This window comes from Methanosarcina sp. UBA289, assembly GCA_002496565.1.
Lineage (GTDB): Archaea > Halobacteriota > Methanosarcinia > Methanosarcinales > Methanosarcinaceae > Methanosarcina.
Map to the genome: position 1 here is coordinate 21,855 of DAKJ01000017.1, position 13,200 is coordinate 35,054.

General features: G+C 41.8%; 8 protein-coding genes, 2 tRNA genes and 1 CRISPR repeat array (1 of these 11 cut by a window edge). All 10 genes read left to right on the top strand.

Annotated elements, in window-relative coordinates; translation table 11 throughout:
* Positions 1 to 61 precede the first annotated feature (61 nt).
* The 10 genes from BP549_RS06375 (at position 62) to cas2e (ending at position 9,657) form a co-directional block, all read left to right on the top strand.
* Positions 62 to 146, top strand: a tRNA-Leu gene (locus BP549_RS06375).
* Positions 147 to 286: 140 nt separating this feature from the next.
* Positions 287 to 369: transfer RNA gene (locus BP549_RS06380), tRNA-Leu, on the top strand.
* A 582-nt stretch (positions 370 to 951) separates the two neighbouring features.
* Positions 952 to 3,684: a CRISPR-associated helicase Cas3' gene (gene cas3 / locus BP549_RS06385; protein WP_292379154.1), complete on the top strand. Its 2,733-nt coding sequence runs from the start codon at positions 952 to 954 to the stop codon at positions 3,682 to 3,684.
* A 30-nt stretch (positions 3,685 to 3,714) separates the two neighbouring features.
* A complete protein-coding gene (casA, locus tag BP549_RS06390; protein WP_292379612.1) occupies positions 3,715 to 5,295 on the top strand; it encodes a type I-E CRISPR-associated protein Cse1/CasA in 1,581 nt (526 codons plus the stop codon).
* Positions 5,296 to 5,314: 19 nt separating this feature from the next.
* Positions 5,315 to 5,821 (top strand): type I-E CRISPR-associated protein Cse2/CasB, encoded by a 507-nt coding sequence (gene casB / locus BP549_RS06395; RefSeq protein ID WP_292379156.1) that lies wholly within the window; start codon positions 5,315 to 5,317, stop codon positions 5,819 to 5,821.
* Between the two features lie 30 nt (positions 5,822 to 5,851).
* On the top strand, positions 5,852 to 6,940 hold the full coding sequence (cas7e, locus tag BP549_RS06400) for a type I-E CRISPR-associated protein Cas7/Cse4/CasC (RefSeq protein WP_292379157.1): 1,089 nt from the start codon (positions 5,852 to 5,854) through the stop codon (positions 6,938 to 6,940).
* 21 nt (positions 6,941 to 6,961) lie between these two features.
* Positions 6,962 to 7,705, top strand: coding sequence for a type I-E CRISPR-associated protein Cas5/CasD (gene cas5e, locus BP549_RS06405; RefSeq protein ID WP_292379160.1), 744 nt, complete (start codon positions 6,962 to 6,964; stop codon positions 7,703 to 7,705).
* Position 7,706: 1 nt separating this feature from the next.
* Positions 7,707 to 8,432 (top strand): type I-E CRISPR-associated protein Cas6/Cse3/CasE, encoded by a 726-nt coding sequence (gene cas6e, locus BP549_RS06410; RefSeq protein ID WP_292379614.1) that lies wholly within the window; start codon positions 7,707 to 7,709, stop codon positions 8,430 to 8,432.
* Positions 8,433 to 8,459: 27 nt separating this feature from the next.
* Complete coding sequence (gene cas1e, locus BP549_RS06415; protein WP_292379163.1) at positions 8,460 to 9,371, top strand: type I-E CRISPR-associated endonuclease Cas1e; 912 nt, start codon at positions 8,460 to 8,462, stop codon at positions 9,369 to 9,371.
* Positions 9,349 to 9,657, top strand: a complete 309-nt coding sequence (gene cas2e, locus BP549_RS06420; RefSeq protein ID WP_292372743.1) for a type I-E CRISPR-associated endoribonuclease Cas2e — start codon at positions 9,349 to 9,351, stop codon at positions 9,655 to 9,657. The genes cas1e and cas2e overlap by 23 nt, the downstream gene beginning before the upstream one ends.
* Before the next feature lie 117 nt (positions 9,658 to 9,774).
* A CRISPR array of direct repeats spans positions 9,775 to 13,200; the repeat unit is 29 nt; unit sequence GAGTTCCCCACAAGCGTGGGGATGAACCG (it continues 446 nt past the right edge of the window).

Genomic DNA, 13,200 nt, shown 5'->3' on the forward strand with positions numbered 1-13,200 from the left:
GGTTCATTTCAGAGTTCAACATAGAGGACTATATTTTATTTAGCAGTAAACAAACCAAAATGCAAGAGTTGTCCAGCCAGGTCAAAGGCGCTAGGTTCAGAGCCTATTCTCGTAGGAGTTCGTGCGTTCGAATCGCACCTCTCGCATCAAACTTTTTTCTTTTTTATTAAATTATCTGGTTCTTATTACATCTTTTTTGAGTGCGGTAAGATGGATACTAAGGGGTCAAACTCAAGAGATAATCAGGAAGACTAAATAATATTTAGACAAACATATAAGACAACAAGCGGGAGTAACCAAGCGGTCAAAAGTGAACGACTCAAGATCGTTTCGTGAAGGCGTTCAGGGGTTCGAATCCCTTCTCCTGCACTAAAATTATTATGGTTTTTCTATTCTTGATTAAGATCTTTTTCTCTTTATTTATCTAATCCGGTTTTAATTTCGCTGAGTTACGGCAAGGAACCAAGCCAAGAGCAGCGGATTTAAGATCTGATATAAAAGGATTTCGTGGGTTCGAATTCCATCCCCTATTACTAATTTATATATTAGGAACGGTGGCAAATAAACAACTGTATACCTTTTCTCAATCTCAAGCGCGTTTTTAAAAATTAATTCAATCATTTCCTCAGACCGTAACTTCTTGCCATCCGCCCCTCCTCTGACAGCAGTATAATTTTCGAAGGGGAAAGCCTAGTCACGCAGATAATAACAGGTTCAAGGGAATAGATTGTAGAGATGAGTGTGAGCTTTGACATTAGATGTTTATTATTGTATATTAGGTTAAACGCTTTACTATGTGATTATTGTCCTATATTTCAGTTTAATTCATTTATTATTATAATTAATTTTAGAAATACATATATAAGATATTGGTAATGAGCGTGTAAGGTACACTAGTTTTATTTAATTTGAAAAATACGTGATAATATGGACAACTCATTCAATAATTTAATGTTTAACAATTGGGGAAAATCCGGTCCTATTAAAGAAGATAAGAATAGTTATCACTTACTTGCATATCATTGCTTGGATGTTGCAGCTGTTGGAACTCTATTATTGGAAAAAGACAAGCTTTTGGCAAAAAGAATTACAAAATTAACAGGCTTTAATAAGGAAGAAACTCAATCTCTGATTCCCCTTCTTTTAACTCTTCATGATTTAGGAAAATTTTCAGAAAGGTTTCAGAACCTTAAGCCAGATCTGTTAAAAGAACTTCGCCATCATGAAAGTAACAGGGCTTATATACTGCGGCATGATAGTATGGGACTTTTTATATGGAGTTCTATATGGAAGAGATTGTGGGATGAGAATTGTCTTAATTTAAATAATCTGGATTATGATATCTATGACTGGGATCTAGCGATTGAACCATTGATAAAAGCAGTTGCTGGCCATCATGGAAAACCTCCGGAGTATGAAATTCACGGTGTTCCTGTAAACTGCAAAGAACTTTTCACGGAAGAGGATACTGAGATTGCCTATATTTTCGTAAAGAGTGTACTCCAGTTGTTTTCAGGCATAGACTTCAATGCTGTAATAAGAGATGATGACAGTGGAGACCCTTTTGAGAACCTTATATTAAAATTTAAAAAATCTTCCTGGTTACTTGCGGGTCTTACTGTATTGTGTGACTGGATAGGATCCAATAACAATTATTTCAAATATGTTTCTGAGCCGATGCCACTTGAGGAATACTGGAACAAACATGCGCTTAAAAGCGCTAAGGAAGCTTTATACGATTCGGGAGTTTTGCCTTCTACAGTTTCTTTAAATACAGGAATGGAAGTTCTGTTCCCTAATATAAAAACTCCAAGTCCACTGCAGTTACATGTATCTTCGTGTCCCATAGAAAAAATTCCTCAACTCTTCATAATCGAAGAAGCAACAGGAAATGGAAAAACTGAAGCTTCATTAACTCTTGCACACAGACTGATGTCAGTGGAGCTTGCTAATGGTATATTTATTGCACTACCAACTATGGCAACATCCAATGCGATGTATGAAAGGTTGGTAAAGACCTACAGAAATTTTTTCCAGGAAAACTCAGACCCTTCGCTAGTGTTAGCTCACAGCAGTAACTATCTCTCTGATGAATTTCGGACTTCAATAGGTTTTAGCGAAGTAGAGGAGCTTAAACAATACAGCAGGATTGGAACCACAGAAGATGAAACGATCTCTGCCCAGTGCAGCAAATGGATTGCAGACAGTCGAAAAAAGGCTCTGTTAGCTGACGTAGGAGTAGGAACTGTAGACCAGGCTATAATGGCAGTTCTTCCTACATATCACCAGTCCCTTCGAATCCTTGGTTTGACTCGCAGTATACTGATAGTTGACGAAGTTCATGCCTATGATTCATACATGAACACTTTATTATGTAAATTATTGGAACTTCATGCCTCTCTAGGGGGCAGCGCAATTTTGCTCTCTGCAACTATTCCTGCAAAACTCAGACAGAGATTGGCAGATAGCTTTTGCAAAGGATTAGGAGTAGCCTGCGGAAATCTGAAAGAAACAGCTTATCCGCTCCTGACTCATGTAAGTGAGATGGATGCAAAAGAAATTCAAATTGACACTCGCGAAGGAACTGGAAGAACAATCTACGTAGAATTTTTTAATGAACAGGCTTCAGTCGAAGAAAAAATTGTTAGTACCTCAAAAGAAGGCAAGTGTGTTTGCTGGATAAGAAATACTGTTGATGATGCAGTTGATGCTTATGAAAAACTCGTAAATATACTGGGAGAAGAAAAAGTCGATCTTTTCCATGCTCGTTTTGTCATGGGCGAGCGCTTAGAAATCGAGAATAGGGTTTTGAAGACTTTTGGAAAAGAATCCAATGAATCTATACGCAAAGGAAAAGTCCTGATCTCAACTCAGGTAATAGAACAATCATTGGATCTTGATTTTGATTACATGATAAGTGATCTTGCACCCATTGATCTGCTAATCCAAAGAGTTGGGAGACTCCAGCGGCACTCGAAACATGGTAGCCAGAGAGTGCTCATATTTGGTATTTTTGCTCCAGAGCTTACAGAAAGTCCACAGGAAAACTGGTATGCTGACTTTTTCCCTAAAGCTGCTTTTGTATACCCCAACCATGGAAAACTCTGGCTTACAGCTCGTCTGCTAGCGGAAAAAGGAAGATTTACTGTCCCTGAAGACTTGCGCTTTCTAATTGAGGGTGTTTTTGGAGAACATTCAATAGAAAAAGTTGCTCCAAATTTAAGGATATGGGAAGATAAAGCGGAAGGAGAATCAAGGGCAAAAATTGATGCGGCTAATCTGAATTCATTGAATTTTCAGGAAGAGTACAAAAGGACACTTACTCAGTGGGTTGATGATCTAATAACGCCAACCCGGCTTGGTGAAGAAACGCTATTAGTTAGACTTGCAAAATGGGATGGAAAACATCTTACTCCTTTCTTTAAAGATAAGCGTTATTCCTGGGAACTAAGCCAGGTAAGTGTAAGAAAAAGCAAGATTAAAAAAGTTAGAAACTATGAAAAAACACTGGAAGTTGAAGTTAAAAAAGCATTGGATTCAATGCCGGACAAAGGAAAGTGGTCTATACTTGTTCCAATGTCCCCAGCGGGCGACAATGAATGGACAGGTATTGTTTTAGATGAATACAATCACGAAGTACAGGTACGCTATAAACAGAAAATGGGCTTAAGTGTAGAAAAGTAAGAAGGAGGGAAAAACATCGCATTTAATCTGATTCATGAAAAGTGGATACCAGTCCAAAAAAAAGACGGAACAAAAGAAACCATTGCACCCTGGCAGCTTACTGAAGGCCTCGAATTAGAAAACCCAATTGTGGAATTGGCGTCTTCTCGTCCCGATTTTAATGGAGCACTTATACAGTTTCTTATAGGTCTTGTGCAGACAACAATGCCTCCAAAGAATGAAAGAGCCTGGAAAAATGTGTTAATGAATCCACCATCCCCAAAGATCTTGAAAACTGCCTTTGAAAAAGTAGCTCATGTTTTTGATCTTGATGGAAAAGGAGCACGTTTTATGCAGGATTATGAGCTTAAGGTTGAAGATTTTAAGAAAAAAGACGAAATTCCTATTGAAATGCTCTTACTTGAGAGCCAGGGAAGAGACCTATTTATTAAAAGTGGGACCGTAAAACAGATTTGCAGGCCCTGCCTTGCCACGGCTCTATTCACATTACAGACAAATGCACCTCAAGGAGGGCGTGGGCACCGTACATCATTAAGAGGAGGTGGACCACTAACAACAATAGTTGGAGGAAAATATCTCTGGCAAACTATCTGGTTAAATATTATTGAAAGTGAAGAATTTAATAATGAAAAACATGGAAACGCCATGAAAATTAATGATGCCGATATTTTTCCCTGGATGGCACCAACATGTACAAGTGAAAATGGCAGAGAGGTTTCTCTTTCCAATGTAAATCCTGCCCGGATTTTCTGGGCTATGCCTCGAAGAATAGTAGTCAACTATCCCCCAGATGAAAAAGACTGCGTATGTGATGTTTGTGGGTCTAAAATAAAAAACCCGATAAGCAGTTATTTTACCAAATCCTATGGAGAGGCATATGGAGAATTGTGGAGGCACCCGCTTACTCCTTATTATAACAATAAAGATAGAAAATTTCCCTATCATGTGAATGAAGGAGGAATAACCTACAAATACTGGCCTGGATTTGTTTTTAACAGTAGTGAAATAGGGGAAAATGCCTTAACAATTCACAAATTCCATGAAAGAAGATTAAAACTTTCATATGTAGACTCCTTTTTTAAACATGAACCTCGAATTTGGTTTTTCGGGTATGATATTCACAATAACATTCTTACAAGATGCTGGTATGAAGGGCAAATGCCCTTAATTACAGTGGAAGAAAATCTCAAAATCGAGTACGAGCAAACGACAATACAATTAGTTAAAATTTCTGAATACATTGTAAATAACATAAAAAGTTGCATAAAACTTGCAATTTTTGACTCAAATCATAATGTAAATGGAAGTTTTTCTTTTGTAGAAAGTCGATTCTGGAAAGATACAGAACCCGAATTTTATAACATTCTCTATGAACTGCATAAAATAATACTTAATGGAGAAAATAAAGCTGAAACAAAGCTGAAATGGTTGAATTATCTGTCAAGGAAGGCTGTGGATTTGTTTGATGAATATTCCCAGTCAGATTTCATAGGAATTGCAAACCCTAAGCGCATAGCAGATGCCCGCAGAGACCTTCTCAAATACAATTCTAAGAACGGGAAAAAAGTAAAGGAGATATTAGATTTGCCTCTTAAGAATCCAACAAAATGATAAATGCAGGTGATCCAGATTGGAAAATAAGAACACGATATCCTTTTCCGACCCAGAAACCCGCCAGATATTTCTTGAGTGGTGGGAAAATCTTGATGAAAGTCGGGGTAAGAGAGCAGAGTTAAGACGCTGTCATAATATTAATGAAGTTGCATTTACTCCTTCTTTTCATAGTCTGAGAAAAGAGCTAAGCCGATTCAGAATAAACCAAGAAGCATTAGCTGCAATAGCTGGTGTTCTTTCTCATGTAAAAAGCAATGATACGAATTCAAGTCTTCCAGCCCAAATGGCGACACCTAAACTCGGAAGTAAGAAAGCTGCTGTAAGCGACCTCCGATTTAGAAGACTGCTCACGATAGAAGACAGAAATGAGCTGTTTATAACAATGATACGCATAGTCCGGCTTTTAGATGGATGTGTAAATATTTTCGATCTTGCAAAAAGCATTTACTTCTGGAATGAGTACACAAAGAAGCAATTGGCTTACGAATATTACGAAAACATACCTGTTGAAAGGAAAAAGTAAATTGTTTAAAAATATAAGGAGGAAAATAAATTGACAAACTTTGTACAGTTACACATGCTTACGTCGTACCCGCCATCAAACCTTAACAGGGATGACCTTGGAAGGCCAAAAACTGCAGTCATGGGCGGGACCCAACGCCTGAGAATCTCTTCGCAGAGCTTGAAAAGAGCCTGGAGGGCTTCGGATATTTTTAAAGAAGCGCTTTCAGGTCATGTAGGTATCAGAACAAAAGAAATGGGAAATTTTGTATACAAGGCCCTAACAACTGGTGTAAAATTGACTGATATTCTTGAAGGAAAATCTGAGTTTTCAACTACATATCCAAAAATGGAGAAAAAGAAAGCTGAAGAACTTTCAAAGCAGATTGCATCAGTTTTTGGAAAATTGAAAAAAGAAGGATTTGAAATAGAACAGCTTGCTCACTTCAGTCCTGAAGAAATGGGGACTATTGAGAAGTTAATTATAGACCTTGCACAAAGCGGCAGCGAATTAAATGGAGAAGATAATAATATTTTGAGGACGAATAATACTGCCGTTGATATTGCAATGTTTGGAAGGATGCTTGCAGCTAATACTCAGTACAACGTGGAAGCTGCAGTGCAGGTTTCCCATGCAATAACAGTCCATAAAGTTGCGGTCGAAGATGATTTCTTTACGGCAGTAGACGACCTAAATAATGGAGAAGAAGATATGGGTTCTGGGCACCTCGGAGAAACTGAGTTCGCAGCAGGCCTGTTTTATATTTATATATGCATAAACCGTGATTTACTCAAAGAGAATCTGGGAGAAGATGAGGAACTCACAAAAAAAGCACTCCAAGCCTTTACAGAATCGGCTTTAACAGTCTCACCTACTGGAAAACAAAATAGCTTTGCTTCAAGGGCTTATGCCTCGTACGTGTTGGCAGAAAAAGGAAAACAACAGCCGCGTTCACTTTCGGTTGCATTCCTGAAAGCCCTAGATGAAAAAGATCTCCTTGCTAGTGCCATAAAAGAACTCAATAGTACTCATGAGAAAATAGAGAGTGTTTATGGGAAATGCTGTGAGAACAAAACTGAAATGAACGCTTACACAGGTAAAGGATCAATCCAAGAAGTTTTGAAGTTCGTAACAGAGTAAAGCCAGTTGGAAGGTGAAATTATGAAAAAATATCTTCTCTTTCGGCTTTACGGACCACTTGCTTCCTGGGGAGATATAGCTGTAGGGACACATAGACCTTCATATGACTATCCTTCAAAATCGTCAGTGATGGGACTTCTTGCAGCGGCAATTGGTATCAGAAGGAGTGAAGACGATAAACACAGGAAACTTGCAGAAGCCTATAACTTTGCCGTGCTTGTGAATTCTCCGGGAACTTTTTTGAGGGATTATCACACAGCCCAGATCCCGTCGACAAGTTCGATAAAAAAGCAGAAACATATCCTTTCCCGAAAAGATGAGCTTGCAGTTGAGAAAGAGGAGGTAACAGCAGTCCTTTCTACTAGAGACTACTATAGCGACTCTTTATACACAATTGCTATCTGGGCAAAAGAAAAATGCCCTGAAGCTTGTCCTTACTCTTTGGAACTGATTGAAAACAAATTAACTGAACCTGAGTTTGTCTTATATCTTGGAAGAAAGTCCTGTCCTCCAGCTCTGCCTGTAGAAGCTCAAATAATTAGCGGAGAAAGTCTAAAAGAAGCTCTCGGAAAAGCTGAGTTTAAGTGTGAAGAATTTCTCAAATTACTGAAAAAATCAAAACAAGTAAGGCTTTACTGGGAAGATAAAGAGGACGGACTTGTACCAGTTCATACGGTTACGCGCAGAGATCTTACTCTGAGCCGAAAAAGGTGGCAGTTTGCTGATAGAAAAGAGCACTATACGATGCTGGAATTGGGGGAATAAGATGTATCTAAGTAAAGCAAACTTAAAACCTGATGTTGTGACAAATAAAGAGTTCTGGAAGCTCTCTAAGGATTTTGGAGATAGTTACCGGGTTCATCGTGTCATATGGTCACTATTTGCAAGTAATCCTGATAAACAAAGGGATTTTTTGTATAGGCAGGACGAAAAAAACGGTTTTCCTTTATTTTATATTGTGTCGGAGCAGGAGCCTGAAGCAAATGCAGATCTATGGCATATAGAATCAAAGGAATACAGACCTCTGCTTTCCACAGGTCAGAGACTCGTTTTTTCATTGCGAGCTAATCCTATTGTAACAAGATGGGATGAGGATAAAAATGGGAAACCTCATCAGCATCGGCATGATGTTGTGATGGATGCAAAGACCAGAATGGAAAAAGAAATTATTCCAAAAAACAAGAAACCTCAAGTTCCAGAAATAGTCCAGAAAGAGGGATTTGAATGGCTCCGAAAAAAAGGAGACAACAATGGTTTTGAAGTAGAGGAAGGGCAGGTAATAGCTACAGGATATAGATGTAGTAGGTTCTTTAAGCCCAAAGAGAAAAATAGTGAGGCAAAAGGGAAACACAGTGTAAATATAAGTACCATTGATTTTTCTGGGATATTAACTGTAACAGATCCTGAATCTCTAACAAATGCACTGTATAAAGGGATTGGACCAGCAAAAAGTTTTGGATGCGGATTAATGCTTATCCGCCCTGCAAGATGAGAATTAACTGTGATGAGGACTACCAGCATGCTACCAAAATTGAAACCTATTACAATAAAAGAGAGATTTTCTCTTTTGTTTCTTGAGAAGGGAGAACTCGATGTTATAGATGGAGCCTTTGTCCTTGTGGATAAAAATGGAGTCCGAACTCAGATTCCTGTTGGGGGGATCGCATGCCTGATGCTTGAGCCAGGAAGTCGAGTTTCGCATGCGGCCGCAGTTCTTGCAGCACAGGTTGGTTGTCTCCTGATCTGGGTTGGGGAAGCTGGAGTAAGGCTTTATTCTGCCGGTCAACCGGGAGGAGCGAGAGCAGACCGTCTGCTTTACCAGGCACAACTTGCCTTGAACGATGAAGCACGAAGGAAAGTTGTTCGAAAAATGTATGAGATGCGTTTTAATGAGAAACTTTCAGAGGACTACAGTGTAGAACAAATGAGGGGAATAGAAGGATCAAGGGTAAGGAAACTTTATGAGATTTTAGCGAAAAGAGCCGGAATCAAATGGAATGGACGCTACTATGACTATACAGATTGGGATACTGGAGATCTGCAAAACAAATGTTTGAGCTCTGCCACTTCTTGCCTATATGGAGTCACCGAAGCGGCGGTTCTTGCAGCTGGCTATTCGCCTGCAATCGGATTCATTCACACCGGGAAGCCCAGATCTTTCATTTATGATATCGCTGATCTTTTTAAATTTGAAACTGTTGTCCCTGTGGCTTTTCAGGTAGCAGCCAAAAATCCTTCAAATCCTGAAAGAGCCGTAAGGATCGCCTGCAGAGATGCATTCAGAGAAACAAGGCTGCTGAAGAAAATAATCCCGGCCATAGAAGAAGTTTTAGCTGCTGGAAATCTCCCTATTCCTGAAGAGCCTCCTGAATCCCTTCCTCCTGCAATTCCAAATGAAAGGGGACTTAATGATGTTGGTCATCGTCCTTGAAAACACAACACCCCGGTTAAGAGGAAGATTGACTCTCTGGCTTCTGGAAATCAGAGCTGGAGTATATGTAGGAGAATATTCGGTCAAAGTAAGAGACATGATATGGGAGAATGTAGAAGCCGAATTCAATGATGGGAACATTGAAGGAAGCGCAATTATGATCTGGTCCGCAAGAAATGAAATTGGATTTGATTTCAAAGTCCTCGGAGAAAACCGCAGAATTCCAAGAGAAATGGATGGAATAAAGTTAATATCCTTCATGCCCGAAACTAAAGTAGAAGAGTAAATTAACCGGAGATGTTATGTTTTTTAAATACTTCGTTTTTTATGTTAACTATATCATAAAGGATATTTTATATGTTGACGGAAAATTTACTCCTATTCATAGTATAAAAGACAAACAGAGTTCCCCACAAGCGTGGGGATGAACCGATCAATGTGCGACATGGACTCAGATATCATTCGAGTTCCCCACAAGCGTGGGGATGAACCGGGAGCACAAATTGACGGATTATATACAGTATAGAGTTCCCCACAAGCGTGGGGATGAACCGACGCAGTAATTACCTGGAAGGTAGGCACTGGGGAGTTCCCCACAAGCGTGGGGATGAACCGTATGCAATCGCCTTATTCAAGACGCAATGGCAGAGTTCCCCACAAGCGTGGGGATGAACCGAGTGAATTTGTAGTTACAGGGTCTAATTTTGTGAGTTCCCCACAAGCGTGGGGATGAACCGTAGTGAGCTTCGGGCTTATTCAAAAAAGAAATGAGTTCCCCACAAGCGTGGGGATGAACCGGGTCATGGACTTTGCAAACGACACCTTATGCAGAGTTCCCCACAAGCGTGGGGATGAACCGGAGGCTCTAAAATGTATTACTGTATAGCAACGGAGTTCCCCACAAGCGTGGGGATGAACCGAAATAGAGATCGCCAGGCGAAAGTCCCGAAGAGAGTTCCCCACAAGCGTGGGGATGAACCGTTGATATAATCCGTGCCGTCATAATCTTCGTTGAGTTCCCCACAAGCGTGGGGATGAACCGGTGGAGAACAAGTAATACAAAAAATAAAAGAAGAGTTCCCCACAAGCGTGGGGATGAACCGCTGTATAACTCGTTTTCGGATGGTATCTACATGAGTTCCCCACAAGCGTGGGGATGAACCGAGATTCAAACCTTACTGCTGATGGGTCGTCATGAGTTCCCCACAAGCGTGGGGATGAACCGTCCCCAAATTCCCAAAGAGCACCCCGAATGGAGAGTTCCCCACAAGCGTGGGGATGAACCGAGGGATTGAAACTTATGAATGATTTCGAAATAGAGTTCCCCACAAGCGTGGGGATGAACCGTATTTGCATAGTGCAGTGCTTGGATGATTCCTGAGTTCCCCACAAGCGTGGGGATGAACCGCTGCAATCTTTGAGAAAGCAAAAGAAATAGGAGAGTTCCCCACAAGCGTGGGGATGAACCGCAGCCAATAACGGGGGGAGTGAATTATCCAAAGAGTTCCCCACAAGCGTGGGGATGAACCGTTCCGCTATGATATTGAAAGAATCGTTTCAGAGAGTTCCCCACAAGCGTGGGGATGAACCGCATCTTTTGGCGCGAGATATCCTTCTGCTGTGGAGTTCCCCACAAGCGTGGGGATGAACCGCATCCCTTCTATTTCCAGAAAATGTTAGTAAAGAGTTCCCCACAAGCGTGGGGATGAACCGACATATACCATCTGGTAATAATTATAAAAGTGGAGTTCCCCACAAGCGTGGGGATGAACCGACGATTGGTATATGAATGATATGTGGAAAGCCGAGTTCCCCACAAGCGTGGGGATGAACCGCTCCCAAGTCCCGCGCGCGTCCAGTACTTAGCGAGTTCCCCACAAGCGTGGGGATGAACCGCGTGGTGACATGTCCAGTATGTAACGAAAAAAGAGTTCCCCACAAGCGTGGGGATGAACCGGAAACAATGTCGTTCAACCCATAAATGCAAATGAGTTCCCCACAAGCGTGGGGATGAACCGGCGACAAAAGCACTTATAACACTTGCTACGATGAGTTCCCCACAAGCGTGGGGATGAACCGCTTACTTCCTCTTCCTTGCCTAATGCTTCATAGAGTTCCCCACAAGCGTGGGGATGAACCGCCTTTACTATAGTTATTCTTGCCCTTGCTCTAGAGTTCCCCACAAGCGTGGGGATGAACCGCTGAACCCCCCGCTGTAGTTCATCGGTTTCAAGAGTTCCCCACAAGCGTGGGGATGAACCGGTGAACGTATCGATATACTCAGGTTGATATCCGAGTTCCCCACAAGCGTGGGGATGAACCGAATTAATTCTATAAACTACAATGCTGGAATCTGAGTTCCCCACAAGCGTGGGGATGAACCGTGGATTTAAAAGAGGGACTCCATCCAGATAATGAGTTCCCCACAAGCGTGGGGATGAACCGTTAAGGGCTGAAGCTAGAATAGATGGGTTTGAGAGTTCCCCACAAGCGTGGGGATGAACCTATTTTTGAATACTTGTAATCATGTAAACTTAAGAGTTCCCCACAAGCGTGGGGATGAACCGTAACGAGAGTAATTATTCGATACTGACTAACAGAGTTCCCCACAAGCGTGGGGATGAACCGCACCGGTGCAAGATCCACACTTCGCAGGATCAGAGTTCCCCACAAGCGTGGGGATGAACCGGCAACTGTTCATTTTGCGCTTGAAAAATCGTAGAGTTCCCCACAAGCGTGGGGATGAACCGCTTTTGGGCATCTGAATTAGCTGAAATCATACGAGTTCCCCACAAGCGTGGGGATGAACCGCAAGAAGAATGTGACCTCCTGCGTTTGTGAAAGAGTTCCCCACAAGCGTGGGGATGAACCGAGACTTTTGTAGTTCGAGCAATTTTCGGAGGAGAGTTCCCCACAAGCGTGGGGATGAACCGGGACCTTTTTTTGCAGGGGAATTTGGCATGAGGAGTTCCCCACAAGCGTGGGGATGAACCGTCCTCAATATGGCGTGGGAAAATCCCCTAAAAGAGTTCCCCACAAGCGTGGGGATGAACCGGATGAAATTGTCCGTAGAATCTGGCAGGCCAAGAGTTCCCCACAAGCGTGGGGATGAACCGATCTTAAAATCAGATGTCAGGATGTGATGAAAGAGTTCCCCACAAGCGTGGGGATGAACCGTATACACTAAACAAAACAGGGTTGCTATATAAGAGTTCCCCACAAGCGTGGGGATGAACCGAAGGAGCAACCTGCACAACTATTACAAAAAACGAGTTCCCCACAAGCGTGGGGATGAACCGAGATAGGCATAAGCCCGACCCTCTGGTCCAGAGAGTTCCCCACAAGCGTGGGGATGAAACGGAAAATTGTATGCTTCTGGGCCTGGATAGGAGGAGTTCCCCACAAGCGTGGGGATGAACCGTACGATGATATTTTGATGACAGTTCTTAGGTAGAGTTCCCCACAAGCGTGGGGATGAACCGGGTATCCGATTCCTAAATGTCCCTACGTTAAAGAGTTCCCCACAAGCGTGGGGATGAACCGCTGCTTCAAGGGTTCTGGCTGTTATTGGGATAGAGTTCCCCACAAGCGTGGGGATGAACCGGCATATACATGCCACGAGAGGGAGCGCGTAAAGAGTTCCCCACAAGCGTGGGGATGAACCGGTAACCACATGACGACATACCAGACAAGCGCAGAGTTCCCCACAAGCGTGGGGATGAACCGATATTTCAAATTACTATTTATGCAGCCAAAAAGAGTTCCCCACAAGCGTGGGGATGAACCGAGGCAGCTAAAATACTCGGAATTAAAACAGTCGAGTTCCCCA